The 17,045-nt window shown below is 57.0% G+C and carries 21 protein-coding genes; 3 read left to right on the forward strand and 18 right to left on the reverse strand.

The features are described from left to right. The first annotated feature begins 158 nt into the window (after positions 1-158). The gene (gene dgcQ / locus FND52_RS01940; RefSeq protein ID WP_425277903.1) at positions 159-1,814 is read left to right on the forward strand and encodes a cellulose biosynthesis regulator diguanylate cyclase DgcQ; all 1,656 of its coding nucleotides are present in this window, start codon (positions 159-161) and stop codon (positions 1,812-1,814) included. Here the strand turns inward: dgcQ and FND52_RS01945 are convergent. Continuing rightward, a complete protein-coding gene (locus tag FND52_RS01945; protein ID WP_125292231.1) occupies positions 1,803-2,621 on the reverse strand; it encodes a mannosyl-3-phosphoglycerate phosphatase-related protein in 819 nt (272 codons plus the stop codon). The two genes, dgcQ and FND52_RS01945, sit on opposite strands and share 12 nt — an antisense overlap. A 307-nt stretch (positions 2,622-2,928) precedes the next feature. Continuing rightward, positions 2,929-3,162: a YodD family peroxide/acid resistance protein gene (gene yodD / locus FND52_RS01955; RefSeq protein ID WP_125292229.1), complete on the reverse strand. Its 234-nt coding sequence runs from the start codon at positions 3,160-3,162 to the stop codon at positions 2,929-2,931. A gap of 131 nt (positions 3,163-3,293) precedes the next feature. Between yodD and dsrB the strand changes: the two genes are divergently transcribed. Then, positions 3,294-3,482, forward strand: coding sequence for a protein DsrB (dsrB, locus tag FND52_RS01960; protein WP_125292228.1), 189 nt, complete (start codon positions 3,294-3,296; stop codon positions 3,480-3,482). 56 nt (positions 3,483-3,538) lie between these two features. Here the strand turns inward: dsrB and rcsA are convergent, their stop codons facing one another. The 14 genes from rcsA to fliF form a co-directional block, all read right to left on the reverse strand. Further along, a complete protein-coding gene (gene rcsA / locus FND52_RS01965; RefSeq protein ID WP_125292227.1) occupies positions 3,539-4,162 on the reverse strand; it encodes a transcriptional regulator RcsA in 624 nt (207 codons plus the stop codon). Positions 4,163-4,472: 310 nt separating this feature from the next. Further along, entirely contained in the window at positions 4,473-5,267 is a 795-nt protein-coding gene (gene fliR, locus FND52_RS01970) for a flagellar biosynthetic protein FliR (protein ID WP_144129160.1), read from the reverse strand. Between the two features lie 4 nt (positions 5,268-5,271). Beyond that, positions 5,272-5,541 (reverse strand): flagellar biosynthesis protein FliQ, encoded by a 270-nt coding sequence (gene fliQ, locus FND52_RS01975; protein ID WP_002434937.1) that lies wholly within the window; start codon positions 5,539-5,541, stop codon positions 5,272-5,274. A 12-nt stretch (positions 5,542-5,553) separates the two neighbouring features. Beyond that, on the reverse strand, positions 5,554-6,291 hold the full coding sequence (fliP, locus tag FND52_RS01980) for a flagellar type III secretion system pore protein FliP (RefSeq protein ID WP_125292225.1): 738 nt from the start codon (positions 6,289-6,291) through the stop codon (positions 5,554-5,556). Then, on the reverse strand, positions 6,288-6,674 hold the full coding sequence (fliO, locus tag FND52_RS01985; protein ID WP_144129161.1) for a flagellar biosynthetic protein FliO: 387 nt from the start codon (positions 6,672-6,674) through the stop codon (positions 6,288-6,290). Before fliO ends, fliP begins: the two co-directional genes overlap by 4 nt. Further along, positions 6,675-7,082 carry a flagellar motor switch protein FliN gene (gene fliN, locus FND52_RS01990; RefSeq protein ID WP_002434942.1) on the reverse strand — a complete coding sequence of 136 codons (408 nt, stop codon included), beginning with the start codon at positions 7,080-7,082 and terminating at the stop codon, positions 6,675-6,677. Further along, positions 7,079-8,083 (reverse strand): flagellar motor switch protein FliM, encoded by a 1,005-nt coding sequence (gene fliM, locus FND52_RS01995; protein WP_125292223.1) that lies wholly within the window; start codon positions 8,081-8,083, stop codon positions 7,079-7,081. The genes fliN and fliM overlap by 4 nt, the downstream gene beginning before the upstream one ends. Before the next feature lie 4 nt (positions 8,084-8,087). Continuing rightward, on the reverse strand, positions 8,088-8,555 hold the full coding sequence (gene fliL, locus FND52_RS02000) for a flagellar basal body-associated protein FliL (protein ID WP_125292222.1): 468 nt from the start codon (positions 8,553-8,555) through the stop codon (positions 8,088-8,090). Between the two features lie 103 nt (positions 8,556-8,658). After that, the gene (locus FND52_RS02005; RefSeq protein ID WP_144129162.1) at positions 8,659-9,855 is read right to left on the reverse strand and encodes a flagellar hook-length control protein FliK; all 1,197 of its coding nucleotides are present in this window, start codon (positions 9,853-9,855) and stop codon (positions 8,659-8,661) included. Then, positions 9,852-10,295: a flagellar export protein FliJ gene (gene fliJ, locus FND52_RS02010; protein WP_125292220.1), complete on the reverse strand. Its 444-nt coding sequence runs from the start codon at positions 10,293-10,295 to the stop codon at positions 9,852-9,854. The genes FND52_RS02005 and fliJ overlap by 4 nt, the downstream gene beginning before the upstream one ends. Before the next feature lie 21 nt (positions 10,296-10,316). Further along, positions 10,317-11,687, reverse strand: coding sequence for a flagellar protein export ATPase FliI (gene fliI / locus FND52_RS02015; protein ID WP_125292219.1), 1,371 nt, complete (start codon positions 11,685-11,687; stop codon positions 10,317-10,319). Further along, the gene (fliH, locus tag FND52_RS02020) at positions 11,687-12,382 is read right to left on the reverse strand and encodes a flagellar assembly protein FliH (RefSeq protein WP_144129163.1); all 696 of its coding nucleotides are present in this window, start codon (positions 12,380-12,382) and stop codon (positions 11,687-11,689) included. Before fliH ends, fliI begins: the two co-directional genes overlap by 1 nt. Then, positions 12,375-13,370: a flagellar motor switch protein FliG gene (gene fliG, locus FND52_RS02025; protein ID WP_144129164.1), complete on the reverse strand. Its 996-nt coding sequence runs from the start codon at positions 13,368-13,370 to the stop codon at positions 12,375-12,377. Before fliG ends, fliH begins: the two co-directional genes overlap by 8 nt. Continuing rightward, positions 13,367-15,052, reverse strand: coding sequence for a flagellar basal-body MS-ring/collar protein FliF (gene fliF, locus FND52_RS02030; RefSeq protein WP_144129165.1), 1,686 nt, complete (start codon positions 15,050-15,052; stop codon positions 13,367-13,369). The genes fliG and fliF overlap by 4 nt, the downstream gene beginning before the upstream one ends. Positions 15,053-15,278: 226 nt before the next feature. On the opposite strand from fliF, the gene fliE reads away from it, so the two are divergent. Further along, complete coding sequence (gene fliE / locus FND52_RS02035) at positions 15,279-15,590, forward strand: flagellar hook-basal body complex protein FliE (protein WP_144129166.1); 312 nt, start codon at positions 15,279-15,281, stop codon at positions 15,588-15,590. Positions 15,591-15,629: 39 nt separating this feature from the next. Here the strand turns inward: fliE and FND52_RS02040 are convergent, their stop codons facing one another. Together FND52_RS02040 and FND52_RS02045 are read right to left on the reverse strand one after the other, a co-directional pair. Next, entirely contained in the window at positions 15,630-16,421 is a 792-nt protein-coding gene (locus tag FND52_RS02040) for an SDR family NAD(P)-dependent oxidoreductase (protein ID WP_144129167.1), read from the reverse strand. Between the two features lie 115 nt (positions 16,422-16,536). Beyond that, complete coding sequence (locus FND52_RS02045) at positions 16,537-16,983, reverse strand: winged helix-turn-helix transcriptional regulator (RefSeq protein WP_144129168.1); 447 nt, start codon at positions 16,981-16,983, stop codon at positions 16,537-16,539. Positions 16,984-17,045: the final 62 nt, after the last annotated feature.

Raw genomic sequence — 17,045 nt, forward strand, 5'->3', positions numbered from 1 at the left:
AGAGGGAAACCGCAAGGTTTCCCTCTTTGTTTCTGCCATGTTGATACCCGTCTGGCGCTAATTTATGGCGCGATTCTGACGGCGCATCTGCAACCTTATGCCAAACTACTTGTTAAATTCCGGGCAGTTTTCAGGGAGCGTTGTCTGTGTCGGCAAAAATCCAACAACACGCATGGCGAGCCAGGCACCCGATAAAAATCGTTAACTTTTGCTTTCTGGTGGTGTTTCTCTGTTCCACTTTACTCACCTGGCGAGAAATCGTGGTACTGCAAAATGGCTGGACCGCCAGCCAGAAAAACCGCATCCAAAGCGTTGCTGCGGCGCTCGATCGCCATCTTCAGTACAGCGTGGATAAGCTGCAATTTTATCGCGCCGCCATGCAGCACGCCCTCAGCTCGCCCATTTCCACCAACCGCACCGATGCGGCGCTGGCGCAGTTTGACCAACAGCGCCAGTCCGGGGCCTGGCAAATCCGCCTCGATACGCAGCGCGGGCTGCCGGTTAACGGCGTTTCCGACGATCGGGTCCGGCAAAACCCGCTGCTCGCCCGTGACGAACAGCGGCTGGAGAACGAACTGATCGCCGCGCTGGAGTTTGGCGCGATCCTGCAACTGGCCGATCCCCAACAGGACCGGCAGCGCCGCACGTTTTACACTTCGCGCGCCGGTTTTTATCTCTCCAGCACGCCCCATGCCGCATCTGATGACATTGCTACCCGCTATCACCGGCTGGTGACGCGGCCCTATTTCCATAGCCATACCCAGCGTAATAATCCCGATCGCGGGGTGCGCTGGACGCATGCCCGGGAAGCGAATCGCCAGGAGGATCAGGTGGTCACCGCCAGCCTGCCGCTGGATTATCAGAATCAGTGGTATGGCGTGCTGGCGATGGATTTCTCGCTGGGCACCATGAATGATTTTCTAAACCAGGCGATGTTCCGCCGCGAGAACGGCGAAATATTACTGCTGGATAATCAGTTTCAGGTTATTGCTTCATCGGCGGAACCGGTGCCCGCCGGTAGCGTGTTCAGCGACAGCGAACGCGAACGGCTCACCCGCGAAATGGCGGAGCATAACGAGGGTGGGGCGCTTATTGATACCCGTTACATCAGTTGGGCGAAACTCAACTTTTTCGATGGGGTACTCATCCGGGTCTATTCCCTTAAGCAAAGCCTGAGCGGCGAGTTCGGCAGCATCTTGCTGGTGCTGGGGCTGCTTTGGGCTCTGTTCTCGCTGATGCTGTTAGGCTCGTGGTACGTGATCCGCAGGATGGTGCGCAATATGTTCGCCATGCAAGAAACGCTGCAATGGCGCGCCTGGTACGACGCGCAAACCCATCTGTTCAATCGCGGCACGTTTCTTGAACGTGCCAGGCAGATTGCCCGACGCTGCCAGCAACAGCAGATGCCGCTGTGCGTTATCCAGCTCGATCTGGATCATTTTAAGCGCATAAACGATACCTGGGGCCATCAGACCGGCGATAAGGCGCTATCCCATGCGGCCAGCATTTTGCGCCAGTCGCTGCGCGGCGATGACATTGCCGGACGCGTAGGGGGAGAGGAGTTTTGCATTGTCCTGCCGGGGACATTACTGCCGGAGGCCGCCGCGATTGCTGAACGTATTCGCGTACGGCTTAACAGCAAAGAGATTCTGGTGCGCCAGAACACCACTATTCGCATCAGCGCCTCTTTTGGCGTGAGCTGCGCAGTGCAGGAAGGCGATTACGATTTTGAACATCTGCAATCTATCGCTGACCGGCGCTTGTATCAGGCCAAGCAGGCGGGACGCAATCGCGTCAGTTCCTCAGACGGATGAGCCCAGGAAATAATTCAGACCCTCGCACCAGCCTTCCGGTCCGTATGCCTGGGTGCGATACACCCGCTGCGGATTATCATTTTTCACCACCACAGGCTGTTTGCTGTATCCCTGGACAATCACGGCATAGTCGGCCACATCCAGCATCGTCACATCGTTAGGGCTATCACCCACGCCGATAGTGGTTGGGCGGCGGCCTTCTCGCTGGCGGTACTGGTCGATAAGCCAGGTCAGCGCAGATCCTTTACCACCGCGCTGATCCAGCACGTGCCAAAAATGGCCGCCTTCCATCATGCACAGGCCCAGATTATTAAGTTGCTCGCTGAACGCTGATAAACGTTCATCGCTGTCGCGCCAGATCAGGGTTTGCGACGCTTCCTGAAGTTTAGCCAGCGCGATCATTTTTGGCGTCAGCCCCGTGAGTTCGCCAATCATGGCGTCGTCAACATCATCGTAGGTCGTGAATTTATAACCTTCCGACTGGCGCAATTCTTCCAGCACTTTTCGAATTGACTCATGCGTGTCGCCATTGATTACGCGCGGATAATCTGCGTGATCGTCCCACTCGTCATTGAGCTGGATCACCGCGCCGTTTTCCGCAATAAAGGCTTCGCCCTGTAGACCGAGTTCATTTTGAATCGCGATAGTTTCCGCAGCGGTTTTGCTGCTGCACAGAATGACGGGGATATTATGTTCACGCAGGCTATCCAGCACAGGAAGCGCAGCGCTCCACTGCTGGGTATGGCTATCAATCAGGCAACCATCAAGATCGGAAACCACAATCAGCGAGTCAGTCAATGAAGGCATAAAGGATCCTTAATAATAGCGGCACAAAGAACAGGGCTTTCCGGCTAGCCAGGAATAATCCCAATCAGCGTCCGGTTTTTGTTCACAATGCGTCATATCATTCTCTCCCAGGCCGCGACAGCACAGGGAAGCAAGATATTTATCTAATAAATTCCACATTAGTACACATTTATGGAGTGAATATATCCTTGTCATGCAAAATAATTGCCTATATGGTTGGTGTCGCATCAGATTTCCTGGTGTAACGAATTTTAAATTCTTCTTGCTCAGCAAGTTTATCCCGGCGCCCCCGCCGGGATATTTTTATCTAGCGGTTCAGTTCGCTAACCGAAAAGTCATGAATGTCCAGTTCAAATGCGTCGGCAAGCTCGGAATAGGTGTGGTAGTCATGTCCATTGACGCTCACCCGCGGCGGCTCTTCGCCATCTTCCACCGGGCGGACTTCGCTTTCGCTGATCTCGTTAATCGCGGCAAGCAGCGCATCAACGTCAATCTCCACTTCCCGGTGTTGGGCATCGCTAAACTCTTTTACCGTCTTCATCGGCAGTACCTCGCTCAGTAAGCCTGCTACTAAGTGTAGTCGATAGAAAAAACGGCTTATCGACTGGGTAACCCCGTGCCAGAAAATGAGAATTGTTCTAAACTGCCACTATCAATACGGGAGGAGAAGTTATGAACATTAACGATCGGGTCACGGTGAAAACGGATGGGGGTCCGCGTCGACCAGGGGTTGTACTGGCGGTAGAGCCGTTTAACGAAGGCACCATGTACCTGGTGTCGCTGGAGGATTACCCGATGGGGATTTGGTTCTTTAATGAGAAAGATCATCCCGACGGCGTTTTCGTCGAAAAAATCGATTAATTTCCCGGCAGGATGATATTAATCCATCTCCAGCGCTGCCAGAGATGGGTTACTGTTTAACGCATATTGACGAATATTCCGCTGGTCACGTTGTCAGCCAGCCGCACAACGTGATAAATCACCTGCTTATTATGGGTTTTAATTTTTCGCTTAATATTACCCTTATGGGATGATACGGTTTTAGCTTTAATATTCATCTGATCGGATATTTGGATCGTTCCCTGCCCCGACATCCACATTCGCAACATACTCGATTCCGTTCGGCTTAAAGAGAGGGTAGGTAATGCGATATTTCCTAAACCCTGCGCGGCATTAGTCAGAGAATTCCCTAATAATTCGTCCAGTGATTCCGGTTTAATCGATTTTGAACTAATTAATAAGTTTTTTCTTACCCGCAAATACTCATCGAAATGAAGATTGGCAATAGACATAAAAACGATAAATAACGTTCCGGGATGTTGATTAATGATCTGCCTGATGCGCTGGCTGCTTTCGGCGTCATGGATAAAGCAATCCTCATTAATAAACACCACGTGCGGCTGCGTTGACCGGCACTGTTGACCAAGGCTTTCAACATCATTCACTTGTATTATTTTTCGTTTTCGTACACCCCGGCTGACTAAATATCCGATTAGTCCCAGCCTGGTATAGCTACATAAATCCATGATGATCGTTGACATAGCGTACCCTCACTCATCGCGTTATCCGTTAAAACACAACGAATCCTTTGCCCCTTCTGCGTCGTGCGCCCGTGGAAATAATTTACATCGGTGAAATATTTGCCGGGTGACGACAGGCAGATTGCCGTTAATATTCAGGCGTCAACACTATCCCGTAAAGCCGTTGTTAATTTGCCAGGAAAGGTCTTAAAGTAAATCGAATGTAAAGGAATGTGAGAATACTAAAATCATATAAGCCGCGTCAGCGTTATGCTGGTGGATGTTATTTGATTCTGGTTTTAGGATTTACCTTACCATTCCTGCACAATGATCAGGGAGAAGGCGTGGCGGGAATTTCACTCAAAATATCGCTTAATAAGGAAAAGATCTCACTGAATAAATGTTCGCAGAATGGCGCGATTAATGGCATCAGGGCAATAATCACCACCATACCGACGGAAAGCGTCAGCGGGAAGCCGATGACAAACACCGACAGCTGTGGCGACATGCGATTCAATAAACCGAGTGCGAGGTTTAACGTCAGTAATAGCGTCACCATCGGGAGCGCCAGCATCAGGCCATTGAGGAAAATCAGCCCGCCGGATTTGGCCAGCGCGTAAAAAGCGTTGGTGTTAAGCGGATTGCCGTTAATCGGCAGGGTGTGAAACGTATCCACCAGCATTGATATCAGCCACAAATGGCCGTTAAGGCTCAAAAACAGCAGCATCGCCAGCATATCGAGAAAACGCGCCAGCACCGGCATGTTCAGTTTGCTGCCGGGGTCAAAGAACGTAGCGAACGACAGCCCCATCTGCAGGCCAATAATTTCACCGGCGGTACGCACCGCAGCGAAGGCAAACTGCATGGTAAAGCCGAGCGCAATGCCAATCAGGATTTGCTGTATCGCCAGCCAGAAGCCTTCAACGGAGAAGATGGTGACGTCGCTGGCGGGGATAGTGGGGGCAACAATCCAGGTGATCATAAACGCCAGGCCTATTTTCACCCGTTTGCTAATCACCCGTTCGCCAAGGATAGGTGCGGTGGAGACCAGCGCCAGCACGCGCAGCAGCGGCCAGAAGTACAGGCTAAGCCAGTGAAGCCATTGGTCGCTGGTGATCTGCAGCATCAGATCAGCCGATGATATACGGCAGGTTGCTGAACAGGGTACGGACGTAATCCAGCAGCAGGTTGAGCATCCACGGGCCTGCCACCACGATCGCCACGAATACCGCGAGGATTTTCGGGATGAACGACAGGGTCATTTCGTTAATCTGGGTGGCGGCTTGCAAAATACTGATGATAAGACCGGTGACCAGCGCCACCAGCAGCAGCGGGGCAGCCAGCGCAAGCGCCACTTTCATGGCTTCGGTGCCCATCATCATGACCGATTCCGGCGTCATCGGCGTTCTCCGTTAACTGTAAAAACTTTGCGCAAGAGAGCCCACCAGCAGCTGCCAGCCGTCCACCAGCACAAACAGCATCAGCTTAAAGGGCAGGGCGATGGTCGCAGGCGGCACCATCATCATCCCCAGCGCCATCAGCACGCTGGCGATCACCAGGTCGATAATCAGGAACGGGATAAATACCGTAAAGCCAATCTGGAACGCGGTTTTCAGCTCGCTGGTCACGTAGGCGGGCAGCAGGATACGCATCGGCACCGCTTCCGGCCCTTCCAGCGAAGGGATATTCGCCAGCCGGGCGAACAGCGCCAGATCCGCCTGACGGGTCTGACGCAGCATGAATTCACGCAGCGGCTGAGCGCCTTTCTCCAGCGCCACGTCCATGGTGATCTTGTTTTCGCTGAACGGCTGGTAAGCGTCGGTATAAATCTTGTCCAGCACCGGCGACATAATAAAAAAGGTCAGAAACAGCGCCAGCCCGAGCAGCACCTGGTTGGGCGGCGCGGACGGCGTACCCAGCGCGTTGCGCAGTAGCCCGAATACGATGATGATGCGGGTAAAGCTGGTCATCATCAGCAGGACGGCGGGCAAAAAGGTCAGCGAAGTGATAAACACCAGGGTCTGAACCGGCAGCGACCAGCTCTGGCCGCCGTTGGCCAGCGGCTGGCTGACGATGCCGGGCAGCTGCGCCATGGCAGGCGTCGCCATCAGGCCGAGCATAACAAGCAATAAAGAGAGGCGACGCATCAACGTTTACCGTTACGTGAAAGCAAATTTTTCATCAGATTTTGAAACTCGGCGGCAGGGGGCGTGGGTGTAGCCGCCGTTTCTGCCGGGGCCGGAGGCAGGGTGTGCAGATGAGTGATCTGCGACGCCGTGACGCCCAGCACCAGACGGGCGTCTTCCACTTCCACCACCACAATGCGCTCGCGGGTGCCGAGGCTGACGCTGCTGCGCAGTTTTACCTCTTTGCTTAGCCCGCTTTTGGCGCTGAAGCCAAAGCGTTTCGCTAACCAACCCGCCAGTAAAATCAGCAGAATAATTACCGCCAGCGCACCGCTGACCTGCATCAATGACGAGCCGGCCTGCGGCATAGCCTGCGGCGCGGCGACGGTGGCGGTCTGGGCACTCATTTAGCGGCTCAGACGACGCATGCGTTCGGACGGGGTGATGATATCGGTGATGCGCACGCCATATTTATCGGCCACCACCACCACTTCACCCTGGGCGATCAAATAGCCATTGATCAGAATATCCAGCGGCTCACCGGCAAGGCCGTCCAGCGCCACCACCGAACCCTGCGTCAGACGCAGCAGCTCTTTGATGGTCATCCGCGTGCGGCCCAGTTCCACGGTCAGCTTCACCGGGATATCCATAATCAAATCGATATCCTGCAACGTACCGCTGACGTCGCCGCCCTCCAGCGCGCGGAACACGCTGTCGGCGCTGCTTTTGGTCGCGGTTTTCTGCTCACTCATGGCTTCAGCCCACAGATCGTCCACGGAGCCGTTATCGTCGGACGGATTGTTAATATCACTCATTTGGGCTGTTCCTCATTCAGCGAATGTAAAATCGGGTTGATCAGGTGTTCAACGCGCAGTGCGTACTGGCCGTTTACCGTTCCGTACTGGCTGGTCAGTACCGGTACGCCATCCACATGGGCGATAATGCGATCCGGTTTTTCGATGGGCAGCACATCGCCCGGTTTTAATTTGAGAATATTCGACAGGCGCATCGAGATATCCGCGAAGTTCGCCACCAGCTCCAGCTCCGAATGCTGCACCTGGCGCACCAGGTTCTCACGCCAGTTCTGGTCTTCATGGCGGGAGTTTTCCAGCGGTGGGTTAACCAGCAGCTCGCGCAGCGGCTCGATCATGCTGAACGGCAGGCAGATATTAAATTCACCAGTCAGGTTGCCGATTTCCACATGGAACGGCGTGTTTACCACGATATCGTTCGGCGAAGTGGTGATATTGGTGAATTTCACCTGCATCTCGGAACGCACATACTCCACGTCCAGCGGGTTAATCGCTTTCCACGCGTCGCTGTAGGATTCCAGCGCCAGCTTCAGCATGCGCATAATCACGCGCTGTTCGGTATGGGTGAACTCGCGGCCCTCCACCTTGGTGGGGAAGCGCCCGTCGCCGCCGAACAGGTTATCCACGGCGATAAAAACCAGGCTTGGCGAAAACACAAACAGCCCGGTGCCGCGCAGCGGTTTCAGGTGGATCAGGTTCAGGTTGGTCGGCACCGGCAGGTTGCGGGCAAACTCATGATAGGGCTGAATGCGGATCGCGCCCACGGTGATATCCGGGCTACGACGCAGCAGGTTAAACAGCCCCATACGAAACTGACGGGCGAAACGCTCGTTGATGATCTCCAGCGCCTGGAGGCGCTCGCGCACCACCCGGCGTTGGGTATTAGGATCGTAAGGGCGAATATCGCTGTCGCTAACGCCAGCCTTTTTTTGTTCAACGTTGTCGTCGCTATCGCCATTCAACAACGCGTCGATTTCGGCCTGTGAAAGAATACTGTCGCCCATGGGTCTACCGCAGAATAAAAGCTGTGTACAGCACGTCGGTCACGACCTGCTTCGGTTGGCCTGCCACCAGCGGCTGGGCAAGCGTATCTTTAATGGCTTCAACCAGCTTCTGTTTACCTTCGTCAGTCGCGAGTTGCTCCGCGTTCTGACGGGAGAACAGCAGCAGTAAACGGCTGCGGATTTCCGGCAGGTACTCACTCAGGCGCTGACGCGTGGTGTCATCTTTCAGACGCAGCGTGATGCCGATATACAGCACACGATCGGCATCGCCGAGGTTAACCGTAAAAGTATCCAGAGCATAAAACACCGGCGCTGGCGGTGGCTCGGGTTCGGCTTTTACTGGCGTTTCCGGCGTTTGTTGCATCCGCCAGTAGCTGTACCCTGCGGTGGCGCAGGCAGCAAGAGTAATGAGCACCAGTAACGGGATCCAGATGGAGCGTTTACGGCTTTTAGTGATTGCGCTGTCAGTCATCTGACCGTGTTTCCTCTATCAGTACTGCATAGTGGCTGATTATCCCGTGTCTGCGGGCGGTTAAAGCCTGGAAAAGACGTGAATATTCACGCTACCTCAGGCGTTAGGCGAAGATATCCACCGCGTTATCGCCACGGGCGATACGCTGCAGGCTGGCAGGAGCCGCCACGCTCTCTTCGCCACTACCGGCAATACTAAACTGGCTGCCGCGTGAGCCGCCCTGCTGGGGCTGACCTTGCTGCTGCTGTTGCCCGGCGAAACTCTCGCTGCTGATATCGCTCTGGCCCAACTGAATGCCGCTTTCCGCCAGCTGAGTGCGCAGCGTCGGCAGCGCGGCTTCCAGCGCGGCGCGCACGTGGCTGTGCGGTGAGACGAACTGCATCTGCGCCAGGTTATCGTCGATTTTCAGCGAGATATGCACCTGGCCCAGATCTTCCGGGTTAAGACGCAGTTCGGCGCTCTGCTGGCCGTTACGGGTCATCAGGGTAACGTGCTGACTAAACGCCTGCTGCCATTCGGCGGTGCCCAGTTGGGCATTCAGCACTGCGGTATGCGGCGTAGCCATGGCGGCGCTGCTCGGCGCGGTTGACGTAGTTGCGCTACTCACCAGCGGCTGTAATGCCGATGGCGTGGTCGGGCTACTGGCGTTGGCGTCGTTAAACAGCTTTTCAGCATTGCTGGCGGCCTGCACCGCATCAGGCTGCTGGGTGGCAACGGAGGCCGTCGGCTGGGCCTGGGCAGTTAAGGCCTGCGTATCAGCACGGGGTTTACCATCACTTTTGATCTCGGCGCGTACATCGCCAGTCAGCGATTTCGCCAGCGAGCCTGTCGCGGTGGCAACCGCCGCCGTGTTGGCCTGGCCGCTTACGCTTTCTTTCGCCAGCGCAGCGGTTTGCTGGTGAGGCAGCATCGCGAACAGGGCAGTTAATGCAGCCATATCCTGTTCGTTGAGTGACTTATCATCTTTAACGCCGTGAATTTTATCGGCCACGCTGGCTACAGCAGTGGCGGTGGCGTCGGGCTGGCTATCAGTGGGAGTATGCAGCCCCGCCAGCATCGCTTCGAGCAGGGTTTTCGCATCGGTGTCAGCCTCCCCGGCGATTTCACCAGGCTTTAACGTCAGTTTTTGGGTGCCGTTTGCCAGCGCGTCGAGATCCAGGCTTTTACCGTCACCGAGGCCGGGCATCGCCTGGCTCAGTAACGCCAGAAAAGATTCGCCGAGTGGGGCGCTTTTGTCAGAAACCGCCAGCCCGGCAATATCGCCTTCAGGGACCACTGAAATTTTAGGTAATGTAATCATTCGCTTTTCCGAAATGTCGCGCGCTGCGCAAACTCATCCATACGTTTTTGATCGAGCCGGTTCTCCGCTAACAGTGCGGCGCTGGCCTGACGATCGGAAAGCGTCTGCCATGCCTGCAAACGCTGCTTTTTCTCTTTCCAGAAACCCAATGCCTGATCGACTTTTGAGTTCCACTGCATTAACTGCTGCCGGTGCTGCTCGATGGCTTTTTCCAGCGTCTGAATAAACTGCTGGTAGTTTTGCCAGCGGTTACTGGCGATGCCCTGGCTCATATCCTGATTCAGGTTGCTGCGGTACTCGTGCTGATAGTCGATCAGCATATTGAGCTGATCCTGAGCCTGCTGGCACCCCCGCCGCATTTCACCTAACCGCAAAGCCGCGTCATCGACTTCTTTTTCCGCAAGATCTTTTAAGGTGTTAAGCGCATTGCTCTGACTCATGGTTACCTCACTTACGCCTCGTTACACCGTCGGGAAGATCAGCTCCAGTGCCTGTAGCGAATTCTCGACGTCGGCACGCTCGAAAATGCCCTGTTGTAAAAACGCCTCCAGCTGCGGCCAGAGCGCGATGGCCTTATCCAGTAACGGATCGCTGCCTTTGGCGTACGCCCCCACGCTCACCAAATCGCGGTTGCGTTGAAAACTCGACAGTAACTGCTTGAACATCCGCACCCGGGCATAGTGTTGATCGGTGATCAACGCCGTCATGGCGCGGCTGATGGAGGCTTCAATATCAATGGCCGGATAGTGGCCCGCTTCCGCCAGGCGGCGCGACAGAACGATATGGCCGTCGAGGATCGCGCGTGCCGAATCGGCAATGGGGTCCTGCTGGTCATCGCCTTCAGTCAGTACGGTATAAAACGCGGTAATTGAGCCGCCGCCGGTGATGCCGTTGCCCGCGCGCTCCACCAGCGCCGGAAGTTTGGCGAATACCGAAGGCGGATAGCCTTTGGTGGCAGGCGGTTCGCCGATCGCCAGCGCGATTTCACGCTGGGCCATGGCGTAGCGGGTCAGGGAGTCCATAATCAGCAGCACGTGCTGGCCGCGATCGCGGAAATCTTCGGCGATGCGCGTGGCGTAGGCCGCGCCCTGCATACGCAGCAGGGGAGAGACGTCCGCCGGGGCGGCGATCACCACCGAGCGGGCGCGCCCCTCAGGGCCGAGGATGTTTTCGATAAAATCTTTGACTTCGCGGCCACGTTCGCCAATCAGGCCGACGACAATCACGTCCGCCTGGGTGTAACGGGCCATCATGCCTAACAGTACGCTTTTGCCGACGCCGGAACCGGCGAACAGGCCCATACGCTGGCCGCGTCCGACGGTGAGTAGCGCGTTGATCGGGCGCACGCCCACGTCCAGCACGTCTTCAATCGGGGTTCGCTGTAGCGGGTTGAACGGCGGGGTGATCAGCGCGCCGGTGGATTCGGTTTCCGGCGCGGGCAGGCCGTCGAGCGGTTTACCGCCGCCATCCAGCACGCGGCCCAGCAGTTCCGGGCCCAGCGGCAGCTGTTTGCCGCTTTGCAGGTTATCGCCCACCGCGTGGCGGGCGTAGACCCGCGCGCCGGGCAAAATGCCTTCCACTTCTTCCAGCGGCATCAGAAACAGTTTCTGGCCGTTAAAGCCCACCACTTCGCTTTCCACTTCCTGAGTCTGGCTACCGTTCTGGCGTTCGATAATGCAGGTCGCCCCCAGCGGCAGTTGCAGGCCGGTGGCTTCCAGCACCAGACCGGTAGCGCGGGTCAGCCGCCCGTAGCGGCGTACCGGCGGCAGCTGGGCGATTTTGGCTTCAAAGGCGTCGAGCGACGCCAGCCAGCGGGTAAGCCGGGCGGTCATTACACCACTCCCGGCGCGGCGAGGCGGCAGAGCTCCTGCCAGCGGGTGGCGACGCTGGCGTCAAGATCGCCTTCGTCCGCCGACACTTTACAGCCGCCGGGGTGCAGCGTCGGGTCGCCGCGCAGCCGCCAGCCGTGCAGGCTAAGGGTCGCGCCCAGCATCTCTTCCACGCGCTGTAAATCATCCGGGTGCACGCGCAGCTGCGGCTTGCCGCTGAACAGCGGCTCCTGCTGCAACAGCAGCTGGATCTGTTTAATCAGGGCGTTGTTGTCGACGCCAGCAGACTGGCCGATGACCTGGCGCGCGGCCTCCAGCGCCATCTGCATCAGACGGGAGGCAATCACGCTGTCGAGGGCGTCGAGGGTGTTCTGGAATTCGCTCACCAGCAGCTGCATCCGGGCATGCACCGGGGCCTGCTGGTTACGGGCTTCCGCCATACCCTGTTCAACGCCTTTCTGAAAACCTTCCTGGCGGCCCTGTTCAAACCCCTGGGCGCGGCCTTCGGCGACGCCCGCGTTATAGCCCTGCTCGTGGGCTTGGGTTTGTAGCAGCGCCAGCTGCTGTTGCAGGTGTTGCTCCTGCTGGGCGGCGGTGAGCTCAGTATTCGGCTCCGCCGCTTCCGGCATGACAAAATCCGTGGCGGGTGGGGCGAGATCGTCAGGCAGCCAGCGCTGCCAGGCCGGTTGGTTAGACATAGGTATCCTCGCCGCTGCCAATTACCATCTCGCCGGTTTCCGCCAGACGACGGACGATCAGCAGAATCGCCTTCTGCTCGTTCTCCACCTGGGAGAGACGCACCGGGCCACGGTTGGCCAGGTCGTCGCGCAGGATATCTGCTGCACGCTGGGACATATTGCGCAGGAACTTCTCGCGCAGCGGCTGTTCGGCACCTTTGAGCGCCACCAGCAGCGATTCGGAATCCACTTCCTGCAACAGGCGCTGGATACTGCGGTCGTCCACTTCCACCAGGTTTTCGAACAGGAACATCTCGTCGATAATTTTCTGCGCCAGGTCGCCGTCGAACTCGCGCACCGCCGTGATAACCGCTTCTTCCTGCTGAGTTTTCATCAGGTTGATAATCTCGGCTGCGGTTCTTACGCCGCCCATTTTGCTGCGCTTGAGGTTCTGGCCGTCGAGCAGGTTGTTGAGCACTTCGGTCAGTTCCGCCAGCGCGGCTGGCTGGACGCCGCCGAAGGTGGCGATACGCAGCATCACGTCGTGACGCAGGCGCTCGTCAAACAGGGCAAGAATATCCGCCGCCTGGCCGCGTTTGAGGTGGACCAGGATGGTGGCGATAATCTGCGGATGCTCGTCGCGAATAAGATCGGCGGCGCTCTGCGGCTCCATAAAGTTGAGCGTCTCCATACCCGAGGTGGTCTCTTTGGTATCGAGAATATCCTCAAGCAGGCTGGCGGCGCGCTCTTCGCCCAGCGCTTTGATCAGCACCGAACGCAGATAGTCGTTGGCGTTAACGCTCAGCGCCGCGAACTGTTCGGCTTCCTGTTCAAACTCCGCCAGCACCTCGGTCAACTGCTTGTTGGAGATCTGGCGCACGTTGGCCATCGCGGCGCTCAGGTGCTGCACTTCGCGCGGAGAGAGGTGTTTGAACACCTCCGCCGCCCGGTCTTCGCCGATGGTCATCAGCAAAATGGCGCTTTTGTCGGTACCGGTCAGTCCACTCATAGTTCGTTACTCATCCACTGGCGAATGACCAGCGCCACTACGCGCGGATCGTTATCAGACATTTCACGGATACGCTGGCTCATCACCTCGGCGCTCAGGCGCTGGGTGGTGCGGCGCTGCTGGGTTTGCTCGTCGCGAGTCAGGCGCACTTCCACTGCGTCTTCCATCTCTTTCTGCTGGCGAGCCACTTCCTGGACGGCTTTGGTCTCTTCGGCGCGGCGCTGGAGCTGCGGACGTACCGCTTTACGCCACAGCAGCCAGGCGACAATCAGCACTATCAGCCAGCGGCCTGCGGACATCAGCTGATCGATAAAGCTCTGCTGCTGCCAGAACGGCAGTTCGCCACCGGTTTCCAGCGTTTCGGTGAACGGCGAGTTCACCACGTTAAGCGTGTCGCCGCGCGGCTCGCTAAAGCCCATGGCTTCGCGGGTCAGATCTTCGATCTGCTTCATCTGATCGCTGGTCAGCGGCAGCGGCTTGCCGTCCGGCAGCGTGCGGTAATTAACCACTACCGCCACGGACAGGCGCTGCACATCGCCGGTATTCATTTTGGTATGGCGGATGGTGCGATCGACTTCGTAGTTGGTGGTTTCATCGCGCTGCGTATTGCGCGGCACGGCGCTGTTGGTATTAGCCGTTTGCGTGCGCTGGCCGTTGTTCTGGGCGTTTTGCTGGTTTTGCGCCGGTGGCGCGTCGATAGGCGCGTTATTGGCCGGAGCAGGCTGGTTTGACAGCGCACCAGGCACACCGCCCGGCAAGCCGCTGCCGATTTGTTCGTTAGTGTTTAACTGGCGTGAACGGATGGCGGCCTGGTTCGGGTCGTTATTCGGGCGATACTGCTCTTCGGTTTGCTCTTTGCTGGCGAAGTCGATCTGCGCGGTGACCTGGGCGTGAACGTTGCCGTTACCGACGATAGGACCGAGGATCGCTTCAATACGGCGCTGCACGCGGCCTTCGACGTCGGCGGCGTACTTCAACTGTGCATCGTTCAGATCGCGACCGGCAGTGCTGGACGGGGTTAACAGGTGCCCCCCCTGATCCACCAGCGTCACGTTACCTGGCGGCAGACCGGCTACCGCGCTGGAGACCATATGCACAACGGCGGTGATCTGTCCTTCATCCAGCGCGCGGCCCGGCTCCAGATTTACCGTAACGGAAGCAGAAGGCGCCTTTTGCTCGCGGACAAACAGCGACGGCTTTGGCATGGCCAGGTGAACGCGGGCGCTTTTTACCGGGCCTAAGGTTTCGATGGTGCGCGACAGTTCGCCTTCCAGCGCGCGCTGATAGTTGACCTGCTCGCTGAACTGGCTGATGCCGAATTTTTCCTGATCCAGCAGCTCGAATCCGACCGCGCCGCCTTTCGGCAGGCCCAGCCCGGCCATCTTCAGGCGCAGTTCGTGTACGTTATCCGCCGGAACCATGATAGCGCCGCCGTTATCGGAGAACCGGTACGGCACGTTCATTTGGGTGAGCTGAGTGACGATGGCACCGCCATCTTTTTCGCTCAGGTTACTGTACAGAACCCGGTAATCCGGGGTTTTCGCCCACAGGACGAGGGCCACGATAATCGCGACCGCAGCCGCGCTGGCGACCATCAACGGAATACGAGGATTTGCTCGCAGGCGGGTTAACCATTCGTTGGCTTTATTTGCTGGCGCTTGAGCCGGAGCAGCGGTATTCATCGCGCACCTCGATGCTCAGCGTGGACAACAATTTTGGTGTTATGAAGCAAAACGGACTCCCGGGTGCAACGTGCACAATAACTTCCACAATGATGGCGCTGCCATTATTTGGCTTTCCGGGAATTTCGATGAACCAAATAGATGAGATTTTAGTGGCTATTTAACGCCTTTATCTCATTGACAAGGTGGTAACCTCCGTCTACTCGAAATGATCCAGGGGAGTGTCATGTCCATTCAGGGGATTGAAGGCGTCGTCCAGCAGTTGCAGGCCACCATGCTGTCTGCGCGCAATACGCCAGTACAACCGCAGCCCGCCGTGAGTTTTGCCGGTGAACTTCAGGCCGCGCTGGGCCGCATCAGCGATACCCAGAACGCCGCACGCGCTCAGGCGAACCAGTTTTCACTCGGCGCGCCGGGCGTGTCGCTTAACGATGTGATGGTCGACTTGCAGAAGTCGTCGGTCTCGCTGCAGATGGGTATCCAGGTGCGCAACAAACTGGTGTCGGCCTATCAGGACGTGATGAATATGCAGATCTAGTGCCGGAAGGCCATTGCTGGCCTTCAGTGCGTTGACCGGTTATTTACCATAGCGCGGTGCCGGAACACCGGTGCGCGACGCGCCAAACACGGCCAGCCGCGCCTCTTCATACCGCTCCCACAGCGCCATATCGTGCAGCGGTGGGATGGTGATGTTTTCCCCTTGCGCCAGCCCGGCGAGGGCGGCATCGACCATATCTTCGCTGGTCATCACCGTGCCTTCAGGGAGTTGCGCATGGGCAATCCCGGAGTGCCCCCAGATTTCCGTTGCCGTAATCGACGGCATTACCACCTGAATACGCACACCGCTTTGGGCGAATTCAGCCTGTAACCCGCGCGAGAAGTTTAATACGAAGGCTTTGGTGCCGCTGTACAGCGCGGTTTCGCCACGGGCGTGAATGGACAGCGTCGAGGCGATATTAATTATCGTCCCGGCATTACGTGCTTTAAAACGCGGCAGCGCCGCCAGCGACAGGCGAGTGAGGGCGGTAATGTTCAGGGTAATAATGTCCTGATGCGCCTGGGCGCTGCTGTCGAGAAACGAGGCCATATGCGCGGCACCGGCGTTGTTCACCAGCAACGTGATAGCCTCATTGTTACGCAGTTCGTTTTCTACCGCGTTGATACCCGCTTCGGCGCTGAGATCCGCCACCAGGAGGGTTACGGTGACGGCAAAGCGTTCGGTCAACTGCTGCGCCAGAGCCTGTAACCGATCGGCGCGGCGCGCCACCAGAATCAGGTTATAGCCCTGGGCGGCCAGCCGGTCGGCGTAAACCGCGCCGATACCGGAAGATGCGCCGGTAATTAACGCCGTAGAAGATGCGGTGCTCATAATGGACTCCTCAGTATTAGGTTGCATATTGAAACTAAATTAACTGTAGATACTTTGGTTTTATTATGCAACCAAATTGCGCGCTATTTTTTTAGCCAAAAGGGCGGTTAACGATTTAGCGCACCGGGAGTTTCGACTGAACCTCGGTAGGTTCCAGTTTGCGGCCATCTTCCGCGATCAGCTCCAGGCGGCGCAGCGGTTTGCGATGGGTGCTGTCCACCAGCACGGTGGCGGTGTCGCCGGCATCAAACAGAAAATCATTGCCCCACTGGGATAGCGCCACCAGCACCGTTTGCAGCGCGCGGCCTTTGTCAGTTAATACATACTCCTGCCAGGCGCTGCCGTCGGATGCCGGTTGTAGACGCAGGATCTCTTCATCGACCAGTTGCTTAAGGCGCACGGTAAGCATATTTTTGGCGATGCCAAGGCTTTTCTGGAATTCACCAAAACGCGTGATACCGCGTAGCGCATCGCGTACAATCAGCAGCGACCACCAGTCGCCGATAATATCCAGCGACCGGGCAACCGGGCAGTTGGTGTTTGCCATACGGGTCCGTTTCATCATCTCTCCTTAAAAAAAACGGCATATAGTTTCATTATAAAACTTATTTGCCGGAATGCCTA

The organism is Atlantibacter subterraneus (assembly GCF_007570865.1).
Lineage (GTDB): Bacteria > Pseudomonadota > Gammaproteobacteria > Enterobacterales > Enterobacteriaceae > Atlantibacter > Atlantibacter subterraneus.